General features: G+C 66.9%; 13 protein-coding genes and 1 tRNA gene. 4 read left to right on the top strand and 10 right to left on the bottom strand.

The window, feature by feature from the left end; all coding sequences use genetic code 11:
* Nucleotides 1-189 precede the first annotated feature (189 nt).
* From ACFYM2_RS18245 to ACFYM2_RS18255, 3 genes are all read left to right on the top strand, one after another.
* Nucleotides 190-963, top strand: a complete 774-nt coding sequence (locus ACFYM2_RS18245; RefSeq protein ID WP_388837217.1) for a hypothetical protein — start codon at nucleotides 190-192, stop codon at nucleotides 961-963.
* Entirely contained in the window at nucleotides 960-1,457 is a 498-nt protein-coding gene (locus ACFYM2_RS18250; RefSeq protein ID WP_388837220.1) for a Pycsar system effector family protein, read from the top strand. The genes ACFYM2_RS18245 and ACFYM2_RS18250 overlap by 4 nt, the downstream gene beginning before the upstream one ends.
* Nucleotides 1,458-1,773: 316 nt before the next feature.
* The gene (locus ACFYM2_RS18255; RefSeq protein ID WP_388837223.1) at nucleotides 1,774-2,556 is read left to right on the top strand and encodes a M48 family metalloprotease; all 783 of its coding nucleotides are present in this window, start codon (nucleotides 1,774-1,776) and stop codon (nucleotides 2,554-2,556) included.
* A 67-nt stretch (nucleotides 2,557-2,623) separates the two neighbouring features.
* Here ACFYM2_RS18255 and ACFYM2_RS18260 read toward each other — a convergent pair whose 3' ends face one another.
* From ACFYM2_RS18260 to ACFYM2_RS18305, 10 genes are all read right to left on the bottom strand, one after another.
* Nucleotides 2,624-6,523 carry a DNA-directed RNA polymerase subunit beta' gene (locus tag ACFYM2_RS18260; RefSeq protein ID WP_359000885.1) on the bottom strand — a complete coding sequence of 1,300 codons (3,900 nt, stop codon included), beginning with the start codon at nucleotides 6,521-6,523 and terminating at the stop codon, nucleotides 2,624-2,626.
* A gap of 96 nt (nucleotides 6,524-6,619) precedes the next feature.
* On the bottom strand, nucleotides 6,620-10,105 hold the full coding sequence (gene rpoB, locus ACFYM2_RS18265; RefSeq protein WP_350232127.1) for a DNA-directed RNA polymerase subunit beta: 3,486 nt from the start codon (nucleotides 10,103-10,105) through the stop codon (nucleotides 6,620-6,622).
* Nucleotides 10,106-10,716: 611 nt separating this feature from the next.
* Nucleotides 10,717-11,100: a 50S ribosomal protein L7/L12 gene (gene rplL / locus ACFYM2_RS18270; RefSeq protein ID WP_350232126.1), complete on the bottom strand. Its 384-nt coding sequence runs from the start codon at nucleotides 11,098-11,100 to the stop codon at nucleotides 10,717-10,719.
* A 113-nt stretch (nucleotides 11,101-11,213) separates the two neighbouring features.
* Nucleotides 11,214-11,744 (bottom strand): 50S ribosomal protein L10, encoded by a 531-nt coding sequence (gene rplJ, locus ACFYM2_RS18275; protein ID WP_359000889.1) that lies wholly within the window; start codon nucleotides 11,742-11,744, stop codon nucleotides 11,214-11,216.
* A 296-nt stretch (nucleotides 11,745-12,040) separates the two neighbouring features.
* Nucleotides 12,041-12,976, bottom strand: a complete 936-nt coding sequence (locus ACFYM2_RS18280) for a hypothetical protein (protein ID WP_359000892.1) — start codon at nucleotides 12,974-12,976, stop codon at nucleotides 12,041-12,043.
* A gap of 176 nt (nucleotides 12,977-13,152) precedes the next feature.
* Nucleotides 13,153-13,875: a 50S ribosomal protein L1 gene (gene rplA / locus ACFYM2_RS18285; RefSeq protein ID WP_359000895.1), complete on the bottom strand. Its 723-nt coding sequence runs from the start codon at nucleotides 13,873-13,875 to the stop codon at nucleotides 13,153-13,155.
* 89 nt (nucleotides 13,876-13,964) lie between these two features.
* Nucleotides 13,965-14,399: a 50S ribosomal protein L11 gene (gene rplK / locus ACFYM2_RS18290; protein ID WP_053731185.1), complete on the bottom strand. Its 435-nt coding sequence runs from the start codon at nucleotides 14,397-14,399 to the stop codon at nucleotides 13,965-13,967.
* A 192-nt stretch (nucleotides 14,400-14,591) separates the two neighbouring features.
* Nucleotides 14,592-15,569, bottom strand: a complete 978-nt coding sequence (gene nusG / locus ACFYM2_RS18295; protein WP_388837226.1) for a transcription termination/antitermination protein NusG — start codon at nucleotides 15,567-15,569, stop codon at nucleotides 14,592-14,594.
* Nucleotides 15,570-15,644: 75 nt separating this feature from the next.
* Complete coding sequence (gene secE / locus ACFYM2_RS18300; RefSeq protein ID WP_053731183.1) at nucleotides 15,645-15,941, bottom strand: preprotein translocase subunit SecE; 297 nt, start codon at nucleotides 15,939-15,941, stop codon at nucleotides 15,645-15,647.
* A 106-nt stretch (nucleotides 15,942-16,047) separates the two neighbouring features.
* Nucleotides 16,048-16,120 (bottom strand) — tRNA-Trp (locus tag ACFYM2_RS18305).
* A gap of 216 nt (nucleotides 16,121-16,336) precedes the next feature.
* On the opposite strand from ACFYM2_RS18305, the gene ACFYM2_RS18310 reads away from it, so the two are divergent.
* Complete coding sequence (locus ACFYM2_RS18310) at nucleotides 16,337-17,575, top strand: pyridoxal phosphate-dependent aminotransferase (protein WP_388837229.1); 1,239 nt, start codon at nucleotides 16,337-16,339, stop codon at nucleotides 17,573-17,575.
* Nucleotides 17,576-17,641 lie beyond the last annotated feature (66 nt).

The following is a 17,641-nucleotide window of genomic DNA, read 5'->3' on the forward strand; positions in this document are numbered from 1 at the left end:
GAGCCGACGGGACGTCCCATCGGGATGCGGGACCCCGTGCTCGCTGTGCGGCATCTCTCGCGTTACGAGCTCCCAGCACGACGCTACCTGGGGCGCGCGGACTGCGCCCTGGTCATAGCCAATGCCTTCGGTGCGTACGAGACATACCTGCCGCCACGGCGCCCGGGCAACCTTCGAGGCTGCACCGCCGTGTACGAGGTGGAACTGGGAGTCCAGCCGGTGCTGCTGGCCGCCAAACTCCCCAGCGATGTGGACAGTTTCGAGTTCGACACGCTCTTCGATTTCACCTGGCAGGTGGTGGACCCGGAGCGGTTCGTGGTCAGCCAGGAACGCGATGTTCCGGCTCTCCTGCACCGCCTGGTCCAGCGTCTCGTACGCCCCGTGACGCGGAAGTTTCCGAGCGCGTCGAGCGCCGACGCCGAAGCCTGCGTACAGCAGCTGCTCGACGCTTCCACCGATCTCGCGGCTGCTCAGGGACTGCGGCTGGCAGGCACCGTACAGTTGCGCCGCGATGCCGACGCCCGGGCTCATCAAGGCAGGTTGCGAACGGCCCGGTACGACGCGGCCGCAGCATTACCCGAACATGACGCGGCGGCGCTGAAGTTACGGCAGGAGCAGGACCTCAGGGCACAGAAGATCGCGTTCTACCGCCACCACTTGGCCGAGGGCGGGCTCAGCTCCCTCCTGCTGCATCTGTCCCAGCACGCCGAGGACACCCAACTCGTGGTGGACAGCCTGCGTGACAGGGACATCAAACGGATCGAGAACCAACTCCAGCTCATCAACCGCGTTCTGCCTGACGAGGCTCTGGAGCAGTACCAGTTGGAGGAACCACAGCAGCTGGTACTGGCGCTCTTCCGCTCCCTGCTTGCCGACGGGGGACCAGCCGCACCACCCCCTGCGGTTCCTCTGCGCAAACTGGCGGGGACGTCAAAGCCTGGAAGCCAAGGCGGAAAGCCATGAGCCGGCGGGATCAGCAGTCCGGTGTCAGGCTGTTGTCCGAGGTCCGGACCGAGATAGGCCGTGCCGACAGCAAGGCCGGCGCACTGATCGCGGTCATCGCCATGGCCACGGGCCTGTTCACAGGGCTTGCGGTAGGTCACGGGTGGAGCCCGGCGCGCCTCTCCGCCCCTGCGGGCGCCTTGTGGTGGGCCGGTATCGCCACCCTGGCCGCCGCGCTGTTCGCGATATTTCTCGCTGTTCTGCCGCGCTACCGCAAAAGCACATGGGAGCCCGGGCAACCGCTCGGCAACTTCGGCGACATCCAGCGTGCCGCAGCCCTGGGCGGTCTGTCCGAGGCGCTGCGAGCGGCCGAGCAGGATCCGCTGCCATTGATCGTCGCGGCGCTCGCGGCCACGAGCGGTATCGCCGCGCGCAAGTACTTCTGGATTCGTTGCGCGCTCGCCGCGCTTTCCTGCACCACCCTGCTGCTGCCCACCGCCCTGCTCCTCAAATGAGGGCCACCCCGGCATAGGAAGGAGCACCATGTCCGAACCGTACGAGCCGCAATACCCTGAGCCCACGTCCTCGCCCGTATCCCCGTCTCCGTCTCCGTCGGCCGCTCCCCCGGTGGAGGCCCAGCGCACCGAGTCCCCTGAAGAACCTGCCGGTTCGACGTCTTGGCATGCGGGCACCGGGCGTGTCCACATCCCGGCCCGGCGCAGAGGTGTCGACGCCGCCGCCATCGGATCGCTCGCACTCCATCTGCCGCACACAGCCGCAGGTCTCGCGGTCGTGGCGTGCCTGGGGTACGTGTTGCGGAGCTGGACCGGCATGCCCATCTGGGCCGTTGCCGTCGCGTGGCTGCTCAGCGGGGCGCTGGTCTTTCACCACCCGACCGAGACATTTCTCGCCCGCCACTTGCTGGGTCACCGCCCGCCGTCCCTCGTGGAGATGGAACAGCTCGGACCTGTCTGGCGCAACGTCGCAGCTCGTTTCGGCGCCGACGCCCGCGCATATCAGCTCTGGATCGACGAGAGCCCGGCCCTCAACGCGGAGGCGGCCGCGGGCCACATCGTGGCCGTGACCTCGGCAGCGCTGCGGCTCCCACCGGGTCAGCTCTCCGCCGTCCTGGCGCACGAGCTCAGCCACCACATCGCCGGGCACTCGTGGGCCACGTTGCTGACCTCGTGGTACGCCTTGCCCGGCAGACTCACCTGGCGCGGCATCCGGGCCCTGCACCGTCTGACCAGGCCAACCTCTCCCTACCGAGCCGAACGCTTCCGGGCTCGGGCCGTGCTCATCGCCGGCTCGGCCGCGCTGGTGACGGTGCTGGTGTTCCCCTGGCTCCTACTGCTCATCCTGACACCGTGGCTGATCGCAGCGGTGAATCGGAGGGCCGAACTGCGTGCCGACCGCGCTGCCGCCCGGCACGGCTATGGTCCACAGCTCGTCGACGTGCTGCAGCGCTTCATCACCGATGAGGAGGCGGCCAAGCCGCCGTCACGCATCAGCGATCATCACCGTCCCTCCAAAGCACTGCTCTCCTCCCACCCGGACCACCACACGAGGCTTCAACGCCTTCAGCGATACCTCGGCGGCGGCACTTCAAACTGAGAACCCCGAAGGGCGCCCACCCCGCACGCAGCGGGATGGGCGCCCTTCAGTACGTCAGACGTACGCCTTACTGGTTGTACGGACCGTAGTCGTAGTCCTCCAGCGGGACGGCCTGGCCGGAGCCCGTGCCGAACGGCGAGTAGTCGATGTCGTCGTAGCCGACGGCCGAGTACATCGCGGCCTTGGCCTCTTCGGTGGGCTCGACCCGGATGTTGCGGTAGCGGGACAGACCCGTACCGGCCGGGATGAGCTTACCGATGATGACGTTCTCCTTGAGGCCGATGAGGCTGTCGGACTTGGCGTTGATCGCCGCATCCGTCAGGACTCGGGTCGTCTCCTGGAAGGAGGCGGCCGACAGCCAGGATTCCGTCGCAAGCGAGGCCTTGGTGATACCCATCAGCTGCGGACGGCCGGAGGCCGGGTGGCCGCCTTCCGTGACCACACGACGGTTCTCGGTCTCGAACTTCGAGCGCTCGACGAGCTCGCCCGGCAGCAGCTCCGCGTCGCCGGACTCGATGATCGTCACGCGGCGCAGCATCTGCCGGATGATGATCTCGATGTGCTTGTCGTGGATCGACACGCCCTGGCTGTTGTAGACCTTCTGGACTTCGCCGACCAGGTGGACCTGGACCGCGCGCTGACCGAGGATCCGCAGCACGTCGTGCGGGTTGGTGGCACCGACGGTGAGCTTCTGGCCCACCTCGACCGCGTCGCCCTCGCCGACCAGGAGACGGGCACGCTTGGAGATCGGGAACGCCGTCTCCTCGCTGCCGTCGTCCGGGGTGACGACGATCTTCTTGGTCTTCTCGGTCTCCTCGATGCGGATCCGGCCCTTGGCCTCCGAGATCGGCGCGACACCCTTGGGCGTACGGGCCTCGAAGAGCTCGACGACACGCGGCAGACCCTGCGTGATGTCGTCACCGGCCACACCACCGGTGTGGAAGGTACGCATCGTCAGCTGGGTACCGGGCTCACCGATGGACTGGGCGGCGATGATGCCGACCGCTTCACCGATGTCGACCAGCTTGCCGGTGGCGAGCGAGCGTCCGTAGCAGAAGGCACAAGTGCCGACCGCGGACTCACAGGTCAGGACCGAGCGGGTCTTGACCTCCTCGACACCCGCGCCCACGAGGGCGTCGATGAGCACGTCACCGAGGTCCACGTTGGCCGGCGCGATGACCTTGCCGTCGACGACGACGTCCTCGGCGAGCATGCGGGCGTAGACGGAGGTCTCGACGTCCTCGGTCTTGCGCAGCACGCCGTCGGCGCCCCGCTCCGCGATCTTGAGCTTGAGGCCGCGGTCGGTGCCGCAGTCCTCCTCGCGGATGATGACGTCCTGCGAGACGTCCACCAGACGACGGGTCAGGTAACCCGAGTCGGCGGTACGCAGGGCGGTGTCGGCCAGACCCTTACGGGCACCGTGGGTCGAGATGAAGTACTCGAGCACGGTCAGGCCCTCGCGGAACGAGGCCTTGATCGGACGCGGGATGGTCTCGTTCTTCGCGTTCGACACCAGACCACGCATACCGGCGATCTGACGCATCTGCATCATGTTTCCTCGGGCACCCGAGTCAACCATCATGAAGATGGGGTTCGTCTTGGGGAAGTTCGCGTTCATCGCCTCGGCAACCTCATTGGTCGCCTTGGTCCAGATCGCGATGAGCTCCTGCGTGCGCTCGTCCTTGGTGATCAGACCGCGCTCGTACTGCTTCTGCACCTTCTCGTCCTGGGCCTCGTAGCCCTGGACGATGGCCTTCTTGGCCTCGGGGACGACGATGTCCGAGACGGCGACGGTGACGCCGGAACGGGTCGCCCAGAAGAAGCCGGCCGCCTTCAGGTTGTCGAGCGTCGCCGCCACGATGACCTTGGGGTAGCGCTCGGCGAGGTCGTTGACGATCTCGGAGAGCTGCTTCTTGCCGACCGAGTAGTCGACGAACGGGTAGTCCTCGGGCAGCAGCTCGTTGAAGAGCGCGCGGCCCAGGGAGGTCCGCAGACGGAACGAGTCGCCCTGCTGCCAGGTCGTCTCGCCGTCCTCGTCGAGCGGCGGGGTCCAGCCACGCGGCGGGACGGTGCCGATCGGGAAGCGGATGTCGATCTTCGCCTGGAGCGAGAGCTCCCGGGCGTCGAACGCCATGATCGCCTCGGCGGTCGAGTTGAAGGCGCGGCCTGCGCCCTTCACCTCGCGCTCCTCCTCGTCCGTGGTGAGGAAGAAGAGGCCGAGCACCATGTCCTGGGTCGGCATGGTGACGGGACGACCGTCGGCCGGCTTCAGGATGTTGTTCGAGGACAGCATCAGGATGCGGGCCTCGGCCTGCGCCTCCGCGGAGAGCGGCAGGTGGACGGCCATCTGGTCACCGTCGAAGTCCGCGTTGAACGCGGTGCACACGAGCGGGTGGATCTGGATGGCCTTGCCCTCGACCAGCTGGGGCTCGAAGGCCTGGATGCCGAGGCGGTGCAGCGTGGGCGCACGGTTCAGCAGAACCGGGTGCTCGGCGATGACCTCTTCGAGGACGTCGTACACGACCGTGCGGCCGCGCTCGACCATCCGCTTGGCGCTCTTGATGTTCTGTGCGTGGTTCAGGTCGACCAGGCGCTTCATCACGAACGGCTTGAAGAGCTCGAGCGCCATGGCCTTCGGCAGACCGCACTGGTGCAGCTTGAGCTGCGGGCCGACGACGATGACGGAACGCGCGGAGTAGTCCACACGCTTGCCGAGCAGGTTCTGACGGAAGCGGCCCTGCTTGCCCTTGAGCATGTCGGAGAGCGACTTCAGCGGACGGTTGCCGGGGCCCGTGACCGGGCGACCACGACGGCCGTTGTCGAAGAGCGCGTCGACGGCCTCCTGAAGCATGCGCTTCTCGTTGTTCACGATGATCTCGGGGGCGCCGAGGTCAAGGAGTCGCTTGAGGCGGTTGTTGCGGTTGATCACGCGGCGGTACAGGTCGTTCAGGTCGGAGGTCGCGAAGCGGCCACCGTCCAGCTGCACCATCGGACGCAGGTCCGGCGGGATGACCGGCACGCAGTCCAGCACCATGCCCTTGGGGCTGTTGCTGGTCTGGAGGAACGCGGAGACGACCTTGAGGCGCTTGAGCGCACGGGTCTTCTTCTGGCCCTTGCCGGTGCGGATGATCTCGCGAAGGCGCTCGGCCTCCTCGTCGAGGTCGAACGTCTCCAGGCGCTTCTGAAGAGCGGCGGCGCCCATCGAGCCGTCGAAGTACGTGCCGAAGCGGTCACGCAGCTCGCGGTAGAGCAGTTCGTCGCCCTCGAGGTCCTGGACCTTGAGGTTCTTGAAGCGGCTCCACACCTCGTCGAGACGGTCGATCTCGCGCTGCGAACGGTCGCGCAGCTGCTTCATCTCACGCTCGGCACCCTCGCGCACCTTGCGGCGCACGTCGGCCTTGGCACCCTCGGCCTCCAGCTCGGCGAGGTCGCTCTCGAGCTTCTTGGCGCGGGCTTCGAGGTCGGAGTCGCGGCGGTTCTCGATCTGCTGGCGCTCGACGGAGACGTGCGCCTCCAGCGACGGCAGGTCGCGCGTACGGCGCTCCTCGTCCACGAACGTGATCATGTACGCGGCGAAGTAGATGACCTTTTCGAGGTCCTTCGGCGCGAGGTCGAGCAGGTAGCCAAGACGCGACGGGACGCCCTTGAAGTACCAGATGTGGGTCACGGGAGCGGCAAGCTCGATGTGGCCCATCCGCTCGCGGCGCACCTTGGCACGCGTGACCTCTACGCCACAGCGCTCACAGATGATGCCCTTGAAGCGGACGCGCTTGTACTTGCCGCAGTAGCACTCCCAGTCCCGGGTAGGACCGAAGATCTTCTCGCAGAAGAGTCCGTCCTTCTCGGGCTTGAGGGTGCGGTAGTTGATGGTCTCCGGCTTCTTGACCTCACCGTGTGACCACTGACGAATGTCGTCAGCAGTGGCGAGGCCGATCCGCAGCTCGTCGAAGAAGTTGACGTCGAGCACTTGTCGTCAATCCCTCTTTCGGGGTCGATTCTTCAAGATGGTCTGAGGGGGGTCCCGGGGAAGACGGGGGCTCTTAGCGAGCCCCCGTCAGACCCGTCAGACCTCTTCGACGCTGCTCGGCTCGCGCCGGGACAGGTCGATACCGAGCTCCTCCGCAGCGCGGAAGACGTCCTCGTCCGTGTCGCGCATCTCGATGGACATGCCGTCCGAGGACAGCACCTCCACGTTGAGGCAGAGCGACTGCATTTCCTTGATGAGCACCTTGAAGGACTCGGGAATGCCGGGCTCAGGGATGTTCTCGCCCTTGACGATGGCCTCGTAGACCTTCACACGGCCGGTCACGTCGTCGGACTTGATGGTCAGCAGCTCCTGGAGTGCGTACGCGGCGCCGTATGCCTCCAGCGCCCACACCTCCATCTCACCGAAGCGCTGGCCACCGAACTGGGCCTTACCACCCAGCGGCTGCTGGGTGATCATCGAGTACGGACCGGTCGAGCGAGCGTGCAGCTTGTCGTCGACCAGGTGGTGCAGCTTCAGGATGTACATGTACCCGACCGAGATCGGGTCCGGGAACGGCTCGCCGGAGCGGCCGTCGAACAGGTTGGCCTTGCCCGAGGGCTGGACCAGACGGTCGCCGTCGCGGTTGGGGATCGTGGCCTCGAAGAGACCGGTGATCTCGTCCTCGCGGGCGCCGTCGAAGACCGGGGTGGCGACGTTGGTGCCGGCGGCGACCTGGTCGGCGCCGATCGCCTGGAGTCGCTGCGCCCAGTCGTCGGCGAGACCGGAGACGTCCCAGCCGCGGCTGGCGAGCCAGCCGAGGTGGATCTCCAGGACCTGTCCCGGGTTCATTCGGGACGGGACGCCGAGCGGGTTGAGGATGATGTCGACCGGAGTGCCGTCCTCGAGGAACGGCATGTCCTCGATCGGAAGGATCTTCGAGATGACACCCTTGTTGCCGTGACGGCCGGCGAGCTTGTCACCGTCCGTGATCTTGCGCTTCTGCGCCACGTAGACGCGAACCAGCTGGTTCACACCCGGCGGCAGCTCGTCGCCCTCTTCACGGTCGAAGACGCGGACGCCGATGACCTTGCCGATCTCGCCGTGCGGCACCTTCAGCGAGGTGTCACGCACCTCGCGGGCCTTCTCACCGAAGATCGCGCGCAGCAGGCGCTCCTCCGGCGTCAGCTCGGTCTCACCCTTGGGCGTGACCTTGCCGACGAGGATGTCGCCGGCGACGACCTCGGCACCGATACGGATGATGCCGCGCTCGTCGAGGTCGGCGAGGACCTCCTCGGAGACGTTCGGGATGTCCCGGGTGATCTCCTCCGGGCCGAGCTTGGTGTCACGGGCGTCGACCTCGTGCTCCTCGATGTGGATCGAGGAGAGGACGTCGTCCTGCACGAGGCGCTGCGACAGGATGATCGCGTCCTCGTAGTTGTGACCCTCCCACGGCATGAACGCCACGAGCAGGTTCTTGCCCAGCGCCATCTCACCCTCGCGGGTGGCGGGACCGTCGGCCAGGACCTGGCCCTCGATCACGCGGGCGCCCTCGTCCACGACAACCTTCTGGTTGACCGAGGTGCCCTGGTTGGAGCGGGCGAACTTGGCGATCCGGTACGTGGTGTACGTGCCGTCGTCGTTGGCGACGGTGATGTAGTCCGCGGAGACCTCCTGGACGACACCCGCCTTCTCCGCCTTGATGACGTCACCGGCGTCGACCGCGCAGCGGTACTCCATGCCGGTGCCGACGAGCGGCGCCTCGGACGTGATCAGCGGCACGGCCTGACGCATCATGTTCGCGCCCATGAGGGCACGGTTGGCGTCGTCGTGCTCGAGGAAGGGGATCATGGCCGTCGCGACCGACACCATCTGGCGCGGCGAGACGTCCATGTAGTCGACCTCGGTGCCGGGCACGTAGTCGACCTCGCCGCCACGACGGCGGACCAGGACGCGCGGCTCGGTGAACCGCATGTCGTCGCTGAGCGCGGCGTTGGCCTGCGCGATGACGAAGCGGTCCTCCTCGTCGGCGGTGACGTAGTCGACCTCGTCGGTGACCTGGCCGTCGACGACCTTGCGGTACGGCGTCTCGATGAAGCCGAACGCGTTGACGCGGCCGTACGAGGCGAGCGAACCGATCAGACCGATGTTCGGGCCTTCAGGGGTCTCGATCGGGCACATGCGGCCGTAGTGCGAGGGGTGCACGTCACGGACCTCGAAGCCGGCCCGCTCACGGGAGAGACCACCCGGGCCGAGCGCCGACAGGCGGCGCTTGTGGGTGAGACCCGACAGCGGGTTGTTCTGGTCCATGAACTGCGACAGCTGCGAGGTGCCGAAGAATTCCTTGATCGACGCCACGACCGGGCGAATGTTGATCAGGGTCTGCGGCGTGATCGCCTCGACGTCCTGGGTCGTCATGCGCTCACGCACGACGCGCTCCATACGAGCCAGACCCGTGCGGACCTGGTTCTGGATGAGCTCGCCGACGTTACGCAGACGACGGTTGCCGAAGTGGTCGATGTCGTCGGTCTCGACGACGATGTTCCGGCCCGACTCGCCGACCGTCTCGGTCTCACCGGCGTGCAGCTTGACCAGGTACTTGATGGTCGCGATGACGTCGTCGGTGGTGAGCACGCCGGCGTCAAGCGGCTCGTCCGCGCCGAGCTTCTTGTTCACCTTGTAGCGGCCGACCTTGGCGAGGTCGTAGCGCTTGGGGTTGAAGTAGAGGTTCTCGAGCAGCGTCTGAGCGGCCTCGCGCGTCGGCGGCTCGCCCGGGCGCAGCTTGCGGTAGATGTCGAGCAGCGCGTCGTCCTGGCCCTGGGTGTGGTCCTTCTCCAGGGTGGCGCGCATCGACTCGTACTCGCCGAACTCCTCGAGGATCTGCTCGGTCGTCCAACCGAGAGCCTTGAGCAGGACGGTGACGGACTGCTTGCGCTTGCGGTCGATGCGGACACCGACCATGTCGCGCTTGTCGATCTCCATCTCGAGCCAGGCACCCCGGGACGGGATGATCTTGGCCGTGAAGATGTCCTTGTCGGACGTCTTGTCGATGTTGGAGTCGAAGTAGACACCCGGCGAGCGGACCAGCTGCGACACGACGACACGCTCGGTGCCGTTGATGACGAAGGTGCCCTTGTTGGTCATGAGCGGGAAGTCACCCATGAAGACCGTCTGGGACTTGATCTCGCCGGTCTCGTTGTTGGTGAACTCCGCGGTGACGAAGAGCGGGGCCGCGAACGTGAAGTCGCGCTCCTTGCACTCGTCGATCGAGTTCTTCGGCGGCTCGAAGCGGTGGTCGCGGAAGGTCAGGGACATCGACCCGGAGAAGTCCTCGATCGGCGAGATCTCTTCGAAGATCTCCTCCAGACCGGACTTGGTGGGGACGTCCTGCCCGCTCTCGAGAGCGGCCTCGACGCGAGACTTCCAAGCGGCATTGCCGAGCAGCCAGTCAAAGCTCTCGGTCTGCAGCGCAAGAAGGTTCGGAACCTCGAGGGGTTCCTTGATCTTTGCAAAGGAGATGCGCAGCGGGGCGGTGCTGGCGCCGTTGTTCGTATTGGCGGTCGAGGCGTTGCGCGAGGCGGCCAAGAGGGGGTCCTTCCGAGGGCTCGGACTCACTACGCGCGTACCGGTCCCACGTGGGCACAGGGAGAGACGTTTCTGATTCGGCCGGAAAGGCCAGGTCAGGTCGGTTCAATCCAAGGTGCTCAAGCGAGGGCATGTCCCTGGTGACGGGCAGGGGACAGCTAACAGGCAGCGCAAAGGGTCAGTGTAGCCACTCGGCTCACTGATGTCCAGGGCGGATTCTTCGACACCCGCGTTGCTCTTCTCAAGTACCTCGGTACCTCGGTCGGCCGTGCGCCGCGCAGACGCAGATTAGTACTGCCCTCTTCGCCGTCGATCCATGCCTCGGATGCGGATCGTTGTGACGACGCGTCCTGAGAATTGCGCGCTGCGTGCGGTTCGTCAAGACCCCTCCGCTCCCCGGAGATGCCGCGGGAGCCGTCGCGGAGCCTGCGCCTGCGTCTCGCCGAGCAGACGGCGAAGATCACCATACTCCCCGAGGAGGCCCGTGCAAGGCACGCGTCGCGGGTACGCCGAAGGGCGACCACCCGGATGGGTGATCGCCCTTGGCGGTGCCCAGCGGCGCGCGAGCGCGCCTGCCGGGCGGGTGCGGGACCGTGCGGACCCGCGAGGTGTTACTTGACCTCGACGGAGGCGCCGGCGCCCTTGAGGGACTCGGCGGCCTTCTCCGCGGCCTCCTTGGCGACCTTCTCGAGGACGGGCTTCGGGGCGCCGTCGACGAGGTCCTTGGCCTCCTTCAGACCCAGGGAGGTCAGCTCGCGCACGACCTTGATGACCTGGATCTTCTTCTCGCCGGCACCGGTGAGGATGACGTCGAACTCGTCCTGCTCCTCAGCGGCCTCGACCGGGGCGCCCGGGCCCGCGGGGCCGGCGACGGCGACGGCCGCGGCGGCGGTGACGTCGAACTTCTCCTCGAAGGCCTTCACGAACTCGGAGAGCTCGATGAGGGTCATCTCCTCGAACTGGGCGAGCAGGTCTTCCTGGCTGAGCTTCGCCATGATGGGCGATCCTTCCACTAATTCGGCGGGTGCCGGATGTACATGTAGGCGGGCGTACGTTCGGCCCGCTGCGACCGCGTCCCTAGAGGGCCGCGATCAATGCGCGAGCCGAATTACTCGGCACCGCCCTGCTCGGCGAGCTTGACGCGAAGCGCTTCCGCGGTGCGGACGAACTTCGACGGCAGCGCCTGGAGGAGCGAGGCAGTCTGCGACTGCTTGCCCTTGAACGCGCCGGCCAGCTTGCTGAGCAGAACCTCGCGGGACTCGAGGTCCGCAAGCTTCTTGATCTCATCGGCGGACAGCGCCTTGCCATCAAGGACACCGCCCTTGATGATCAGGTTCGGGTTCTCCTTGGCGAAGTCACGAAGACCCTTCGCCGACTCCACCGGGTCACCGGTGATGAAGGCAACCGCCGTCGGACCAGTGAACTGGTCGTCCAGCGAAGTGATCCCGGCCTCGTTGGCCGCAATCTTGGTCAGCGTGTTCTTCACCACGGCGTACTGGGCGTTCTCACCGAGCGAACGACGCAGCGTCTTGAGCTGCGCCACGGTGAGACCCCGGTACTCGGTCAGCACGGCGGCGTTCGAGCTGCGGAACTGGTCCGCGAGCTCGGCTACCGCGGCAGCCTTGTCGGGCCTTGCCATAGAGCGTCGGCCTCCTTCCGGGTGATGAGGACCGCTCAGAAGGGGCTGAACAAACGAAACGCCCCGGCGCAGGCGCACGGGGCGTAGCTCAACCAGCTGCACTCAGAAGAGAGACATCCGGGAACTTTCCACGGTCACCTGCGCGGGTCGTCCGCATCCAGCGGATCCTTCGGCCACCGCCCCCTCGAATGAAGGCACGGCAACGACCAGCGGTCTTTGGCTTCTGGGAAAGCGTACGTTACGTCGTCCGTGTCAGGCAAATCCGCCCGAACGGCCCTGCGGCCCGGCGTGCTCCGTCAGGCGCTCTGGCCCGCGCCCGCGCCCTTCACCATGTCGGCGAAGTCGAACGACTCGCCGGCCGGCGGCGCGGTGACCGCAACCTTGGTGCCGTAGTCCGAGTAGTGCGCGCTCATGGTCAACTTGCCCTGCGGCATGGTCATGCCGACGTTCATCTGGACCGGGTAGCCGTCCTTGTTCAGCCAGAGCTCGGTGTCGTAGCCCGAGATGCCGGCCTTCTTCGCGCTGTCGATGAGCTTCTGACGGTCCTGGGCGGACATGCCGTCCAGCGCCTGGTTGCCGGCGGCCATCTCATCGATGGTCAGGGTGCCCTTGTAGTGCTCGGCCGGGGCGCCGTCGATCTGCTCCGTGCCGAGGTGCTTCACATTCGGCGAGTCCGTCAGGATCGCGAGCTGCTGGGACGGGTCCTGCTTCTGGGCGCCGCCTGCCAGCGACGAGGTGGCCCCCTGGCCGGCGCCCGCGGCCATGGCGCCGAGGTCCATCTTCATCCAGTGCTTGCCGTCCATGTCCTTGGCCGCCGCGGCACCCATGTCCATGTACATGACGTTGTCGAGCTGGACCATCCGGATCTTGTCCGGCGCGTCTTCACCCGCCTTCGCGAAGGCGGAACCGCTCATCGTCATGTCCATCGCGGCCGGGTCCCACGACTGGACGCCGGACATCTCTATGTCGCCACTGCCGCCGCCAGGGACGCCCGTGGCCACGCCCGAGATCGACATCTTCAGGGTGACCTTGGCCGACTTGGCCGCCGACGTCTTCTTGTACGCCGCCTGGAGCGCCGTGCGCGCGTCCTTGGGGCTCGCCTGCCGAGCGGCCTGCTTCGGCGCCCCGTCGGCCTTCTTGGAGTCCCCCCCGCTCTGGCACGCGGTGGCCCCCGCCACCAGCACCGCGACCGCCGCCAAAGAAATACCGGCGCGCTTGACGGTCCTGCTCATGTGTCCCCACCCCATTGATCCATCGATGAACTGTTCTGCCAAAGTAACTCAGCGCACTGACAGCCCGCTCACAAAAAACCGGCCCCCGCGCCTCTGACGAGGTGCGGGGGCCGGTCTCAGGACGGACGTGCGTACGTCTCCGTACGCGAACCCGCGACTGCCGGTGATCCGTGGGATCAGACGGCGGCCGGGTCCTCCTCGACGAGGAGGTTGCGGGTGCGGTTCTGGTCCAGGGTGATACCGGGGCCCATCGTGGTGGTGAGGGTCGCCTTCTTGATGTACCGGCCCTTGGCGGCGGACGGCTTCAGACGGAGGATCTCCTCCAGAGCCGCACCGTAGTTCTCCACCAGCTTGGTGTCGTCGAAGGACACCTTGCCGATGATGAAGTGCAGGTTCGAGTGCTTGTCGACGCGGAACTCGATCTTGCCGCCCTTGATGTCCTCGACCGCCTTGGCGACGTCGGGGGTGACCGTACCGGTCTTCGGGTTCGGCATCAGGCCACGGGGACCGAGCACGCGGCCGAGGCGGCCGACCTTGCCCATGAGGTCCGGGGTGGCGACGACGGCGTCGAAGTCCAGACGGCCCTTCGAAACCTCGTCGATGAGCTCGTCGGAGCCGACGATGTCGGCGCCCGCGGCAAGCGCGGCCTCGGCACGGTCGCCGGTCGCGAAGACCAGGACCCGGGCGGTCTTACCGGTGCCGTGCGGGAGGTTCACGGTGCCACGGACCATCTGGTCGGCCTTGCGCGGGTCGACACCCAGGCGGAAGGCGACCTCGACGGTGGCGTCGAACTTGGTCGTGGAGGTCTCCTTGGCGAGACGGACCGCCTCGAGCGGCGCGTACAGCTTCTCCGCGTCGATCTTGGCGTCCGCAGCGCGGAGAGTCTTGCTGCGCTTCACTTCTGCTCCTGTAAGTGTTCAGGCATGGAGTCGTGGTGCGGGCCAGCGCTTGGCCCTACCACTGGAGGTCAAACGGGGGTGAGCTGAGATCAGCCCTCGACCGTGATGCCCATGGAACGGGCGGTGCCAGCGATGATCTTCGACGCGGCGTCGAGGTCGTTGGCGTTCAGGTCGGCGAGCTTCGTCGTGGCGATCTCGCGCACCTGAGCCTCGGTGATCTTCGCGACCTTGGTCTTGTGGGGCTCGCCGGAGCCCTTCTCGACACCAGCGGCCTTGAGGATCATCTTCGCGGCCGGCGGCGTCTTGGTGATGAAGGTGAAGGAGCGGTCTTCGTAGACCGTGATCTCCACCGGGATCACCCAGCCACGCTGCGACTCGGTCGCGGCGTTGTAGGCCTTGCAGAACTCCATGATGTTGACGCCGTGCTGGCCGAGCGCGGGGCCGACCGGCGGAGCCGGGTTCGCCGCACCGGCGTTGATCTGGAGCTTGATAAGCCCCGTGACCTTCTTCTTCTTGGGAGGCATTGCTCTCTCCGGGTCCTAGTGAGAGTGAACCGCCTTCATCCGATCAACCGGATGGAGGCATACCGCACAACGATAACGGGTATAGCTGCGCGGCTAAAAACCGAGCAGGTCAGAGGGGCTGCGAGAGCCCTTCTGACCTGCTCGGAAGTGCGGGTTCCAGAAGCCGGTGCCCGAAGGCGTCGCCCGGAGGCGTCAGTTCTTCTGGATCTGGTCGAAGCTGAGCTCGACCGGGGTCTCGCGGCCGAAGATCTCGACGAGACCCTTGACCTTCTTCGAGTCGGCGTTGATCTCGTTGATGGTCGCCTGGAGCGTCGCGAAGGGGCCGTCGGTGACGGTGACCGAGTCGCCCACCTCGAAGTCCAGGACCTGGACCTCGACCTTGCGCTGCGGAGCCGGCTTGCCCTCGGCCTCTGCGGCCTCGCGGGCGGCCTTCTCCTCGGCCTCGGGGGCGAGCATCTTGACGATCTCGTCCAGGGTCAGCGGGTACGGGTCGTAGGCGTTGCCCACGAAGCCGGTGACACCCGGGGTGTTGCGGACGACGCCCCAGGACTCGTTCGTCAGATCCATGCGGACGAGAACGTAACCGGGCAGCTTGTTCTGCCGGACGTTCTTGCGCTCGCCGTTCTTGATCTGGACGATCTCCTCTTCGGGGACCTCGGCCTGGTAGATGAACTCCTCGACGTTCAGCGAGACGGCACGCTGTTCGAGGTTGGCCTTCACGCGCTTCTCGTAACCGGCGTACGTGTGGATGACGTACCACTCGCCGGGCAGGAAGCGGAGCTCCTGGCGCAGGGCCTCGACCGGGTCGACCGGGGCGGCGGGCTCCGCCGGCTCCTCGGCCTCGTCGGCGGCGGACTCGTCCTCGTCGGCGGACTCCTCGTCCGACTCGGCGGCGTCGTCCTCGTGGGAGTCGGTGTCCTCGTCGGAGTCGGCGGCGGCGCTCGCCTCGACGGCCTCGGCCTCATCGGCCTCAGCGTCGTTGGCCTCGGCGTCGGCGTCGGCGGCCTCGGCGTCGTCGGACTCGACGTGCAGGGCAGCCTCTTCGGCCGCTTCGCCCGCAGCGGCGTCGGCAGCCTCGGCCTCGTCCTCGTCGGCCGCCTCGACGATGTCGAGCTCGTCCTCGACGGACTCGACCGACTCGATGGCGTCGTTCAGGTTCGGGTCAGACACGGTGGCTGCTTCTTCCTGGCTACAGATGGCGGTGGAACATGCGAAAGGGGCGCCAAAAGGGGCGCCCTTCGCGGATCAGCCGAAGACGTACTTGACTACCTGCGAGAAGCCGGAGTCAATCAACGTCACGATGCCAATCATGATGACGACGAACACGATCACCACGGAGGTGTACGTCGTCAGCTGGCTGCGTGTCGGCCAGACAACTTTACGGAGTTCGGCGACGACCTGCCGGTAGAAGAGCGCGAGACGGCCCAGAGGGCCCTTCTTTCCGCGCTTACCGCCCTTGCGGGCCTTCTTCTTCGAATCCTTGGACTCCGCTGCCTCGTCCTGGGCATCAGGCATGTCGATGGAGCCCACGGCGTCCGTCACGCTACTCACCTGATTCCGGGTCATGGCCGTGCCGCGCCCGGTGGAGCCGCACGGCGGTGCATTGAAGTACGTACATGCGCACACAACCTGGCGAAGGTGTGTGTAGCAGGGCCGGAGGGACTTGAACCCCCAACCGCTGGTTTTGGAGACCAGTGCTCTACCAATTGAGCTACGACCCTTTGTGGTTCCCCCCAACCTACCGCATGTGGTGGTGTGGTCGGTGAGGGCCAACAGGCAGTGAGTGTACGTGGTCGGCGGCCCGGCGTCGAACAGCTTCCCCGCGAACGCCGTCGGCCCGCCGCCGTCCGTCGCCGCTGTCGGACGCCTGTCCACATGCTGACCGGTCCGTGAAACGCGCGTGCCCCCCTCGGGGCGGGTCTGGGACCATGGCCGGTATGAGCGCTGCAACTCCCCCGCCTTCCTCCCCCACCGAGCGCCGGGTCTCCGCGCGCGTCGGCGCGATCTCCGAGTCCGCGACCCTCGCCGTCGACGCCAAGGCCAAGGCCCTCAAGGCCGCCGGGCGCCCGGTGATCGGCTTCGGCGCGGGTGAGCCCGACTTCCCGACGCCCGACTACGTCGTCGACGCCGCCGTCGAGGCCTGCCGCAACCCGAAGTACCACCGGTACACCCCGGCCGGCGGGCTGCCCGAGCTCAAGGCGGCGATCGCCGCCAAGACGCTGCGCGACTCGGGCTACGAGGTCGACGCCTCGCAGGTCCTGGTGACCAACGGCGGCAAGCAGGCGATCTACGAGGCGTTCGCGGCGATCCTCGACCCGGGTGACGAGGTCATCGTGCCGGCCCCGTACTGGACGACCTACCCCGAGTCGATCCGCCTGGCGGGCGGTGTCCCGGTGGAGGTCGTGGCCGACGAGACGACCGGGTACCGGGTGTCGGTGGAGCAGCTGGAGGCGGCCCGCACCGAGCGCACGAAGGTCGTGCTGTTCGTCTCCCCCTCCAACCCCACGGGCGCGGTCTACAGCGAGTCCGAGGCCGAGGCGATCGGACGCTGGGCCGTCGAGCACGGCCTGTGGGTCATGTCCGACGAGATCTACGAGCACCTGGTCTACGGCAGCGCCACGTTCACCTCGCTGCCCGCGATCCTGCCCGAGCTGCGCGACCGGTGCGTCGTCGTCAACGGCGTCGCCAAGACCTACGCGATGACCGGCTGGCGGGTCGGGTGGATCATCGGTCCGAAGGACGTCGTGAAGGCGGCCACCAACCTCCAGTCGCACGCCACGTCCAACGTGAGCAATGTGGCGCAGGTCGCCGCGCTCGCCGCCGTCACCGGGAACCTGGACGCGGTCGCGAAAATGCGCGAGGCGTTCGACCGGCGGCGCCAGACGATGGTGCGCATGCTGAGCGAGATCGAGGGCGTCGTCTGCCCGACGCCGGAGGGCGCGTTCTACGCCTATCCGTCGGTGAAGGGCCTGCTCGGCAAGGAGATCCGCGGCAAGCGCCCGGCGACCTCCGCGGAGCTCGCGGCGCTCATCCTGGACGAGGCCGAGGTCGCGGTCGTCCCCGGCGAGGCCTTCGGCACCCCGGGCTACCTGCGGCTGTCGTACGCGCTCGGCGACGAGGACCTGGTCGAGGGTGTCTCGCGGATCCAGAAGCTGCTGGCGGAGGCCAAGGACTAGGGTCCACTCCGCTCCGGGGCTCACCTACGGAAATCGTGGGTGAGCCCCGTTTTTGTGTACGAGCGA

Source organism: Streptomyces sp. NPDC006711, assembly GCF_042869775.1.
Lineage (GTDB): Bacteria > Actinomycetota > Actinomycetes > Streptomycetales > Streptomycetaceae > Streptomyces.